This window comes from Streptomyces colonosanans (assembly GCF_001866645.1).
GTDB lineage: Bacteria > Actinomycetota > Actinomycetes > Streptomycetales > Streptomycetaceae > Streptomyces > Streptomyces colonosanans.
In genome coordinates, this window is sequence record NZ_MLYP01000147.1 from 1 (window position 1) to 1,626 (window position 1,626).

Sequence of the window (1,626 nt, forward strand, 5' to 3'; positions counted from 1 at the left end):
TGCCTTGGGAACGCAGTGCACCGGCAGCAGGCTCAGCCCCCACCCCCCGGTCACGACGGCCCCCTCCAGCACCCCGGCGTCGGGCGCCAGCACGAGCCGGAGCAACCCCCACCACCACAGCGCACCCAGCGCCAGCGCCACCCCCCAGCGCGCTGCACGCCCCGCCATGGCCGTCACCTCCCGCCCGAGGAACCAGACCCTAGAACGCACCGTCACGGCCGGGGAGGGCGCACCACCGGCACACGGGAGCACCGGAACCCGCGCGTGTCCCCGGCAGCCGTCGCAACCGGTGCACACCGCGCACACCGTCCTGCGCGCCGGGCCGCGCCCAGGTGCGGGCGTGGCCGGCGCGATGTTCTACGTTCACCCGTTCGCCGCCTGGAACATCCAGTGGTGCTTCTCGAGGTCCGCGGTGATGGAGATGAAGATGTCCTGGCTCACCGGATCCGCCTCGGCGGTCGATTCCACCCGCTCCCGCATCCGCGCGATCACCGCGCCGAGCGCCGACACCAGGGTGCCCACCGCGTCCGTGTCCTTGATCCAGCCCTGGGGCACGGGGCCGATCCCGCTGCTCTGGGCGACCGTCCCGGCCCGCCCGTCCGGCGGGACACCCAACGCCGAGGCCCGTTCCGCCACGGTGTCAGAGTGCCGCCGTGCGCTGTCGACGACTTCGTCGAGCTGGAGATGGACGGGGCGGAAGCGCGGCCCGATCACGTTCCAGTGGACCTGCTTCGCCACCAGGGAGAGGTCCACCAGGTCGACCAGAGCGCCTTGAAGCGCCTCGGAGACGGTCTTGAGATCCGCGTCGGACAGCGGGCTCTTCACGACGTACATCGGCTTCCTCCGCGAGGATTCGTACGGCCCCGAGCCTCCGCCTTCCACCATGACCGCCGCGCACGGGCCCGGCAAACGGGGGAAGCCGCCCGCGCAAGGCCCGGCGCACCGGTGCGCCACCGGCTGCCCGCCGGAGCCCGGCACCGCCAGGCGCGCACGCCCGGCGCATCACGCCCGCACGACGGCCCCGGCCGCAAAAGAGCCCCGGCCGCACCCCTCCGGATCTGTCCGGAGAAGCCCCGGCCGGGGCTCTGACACACATATCGCCGTCTCACCCACCCACGCGTGTGAGGATCAGGCGGCGACCACGTCCACTGCCTCGGCGGGCGCCTTGATCGTGACCCGTTCCGGTGGGACACCGGTGACGGACACGGAATTGAGCATCGGGCGACGCACCGGTGCGGGCACCGGCTCGGTGGCCGTCGCCGACCGTGCCAGCTCGGCGAGTGCGAGTTCGTCGCTCACTTCCCGCATGAGCTCGGACATCCGTACGTCCAGCGCGTCGCAGATCGCGGAGAGCAGTTCGGAGGACGCCTCCTTCTGCCCCCGCTCCACCTCGGAGAGATAGCCGAGCGAAACTCGGGCGGACGAGGAGACTTCGCGCAGAGTACGGCCCTGGCGCTGGCGCTGCCGACGCAGCACGTCACCCAGCAGGCGACGGAGCAGAATCATCGGTGGCTCCCTCCTCGGACCGCGAAAACGCATCCTTCACGCCCCACCGTACCGCCTTGCGCCGCGGCCGTGCGGGGAGCGCTGTTGTGTTCACTCAGGGCTGCAACCATCAAGTCCCCC

The 1,626-nt window shown here is 71.9% G+C and carries 2 protein-coding genes; both read right to left on the reverse strand.

Features of this window, described 5'->3' with window-relative positions; all coding sequences use genetic code 11:
* Positions 1-363 precede the first annotated feature (363 nt).
* Positions 364-834, reverse strand: a complete 471-nt coding sequence (locus BIV24_RS30855; RefSeq protein ID WP_071369762.1) for a Dps family protein — start codon at positions 832-834, stop codon at positions 364-366.
* A 294-nt stretch (positions 835-1,128) separates the two neighbouring features.
* The gene (locus BIV24_RS30860) at positions 1,129-1,506 is read right to left on the reverse strand and encodes a helix-turn-helix domain-containing protein (protein ID WP_071369763.1); all 378 of its coding nucleotides are present in this window, start codon (positions 1,504-1,506) and stop codon (positions 1,129-1,131) included.
* Positions 1,507-1,626 lie beyond the last annotated feature (120 nt).

Excerpts from the sequence above, each read along its gene's own strand:
- BIV24_RS30855 (WP_071369762.1), bottom strand. The coding sequence starts at position 834 with ATGTACGTCGTGAAGAGCCCGCTGTCCGACGCGGATCTCAAGACCGTC.
- BIV24_RS30860 (WP_071369763.1), bottom strand. The coding sequence starts at position 1,506 with ATGATTCTGCTCCGTCGCCTGCTGGGTGACGTGCTGCGTCGGCAGCGC.